Annotated in this window: 1 protein-coding gene; it reads left to right on the top strand. The window is 62.1% G+C overall.

What is annotated here, in order from left to right; all coding sequences use genetic code 11:
- The coding region (locus tag ACSIPU_RS31015) for a chloride channel protein (protein ID WP_435322537.1) at window positions 1-298 on the top strand (298 nt) is incomplete at both ends.

Raw genomic sequence — 298 nt, 5'->3', positions numbered from 1 at the left:
TGTCTGCTGGGGTTTTCTCTTCTTGCCATCCTGAGTCTTTATTTCCCCGAGCTTCCGGGTAATGGCAAGGGTCCAATGCAGCTGGCGCTCAGCGACGGGCTGCCTCTCTCCATGGTCGCTGTCCTGTTAGTATTGAAGATGGTGGTGATTCTGGCGGTGCTGCGCGGCGGCGCGGAGGGTGGATTGTTAACCCCAGGGCTGGCGGTGGGCGGATTGGTCAGCCTGCTGCTCTGCGCGCTCTGGCAGCTCGGCTTCCCTGGCGGTGATAAAAGCAGCTTCGCTGTGGTGGGGGCGGCCG

It is taken from the genome of Klebsiella sp. HN106 (assembly GCF_051209435.1).
Taxonomy (GTDB): Bacteria; Pseudomonadota; Gammaproteobacteria; order Enterobacterales; family Enterobacteriaceae; genus Klebsiella; species Klebsiella oxytoca.
This window is presented reverse-complemented; position numbering and strand designations above follow the sequence as displayed.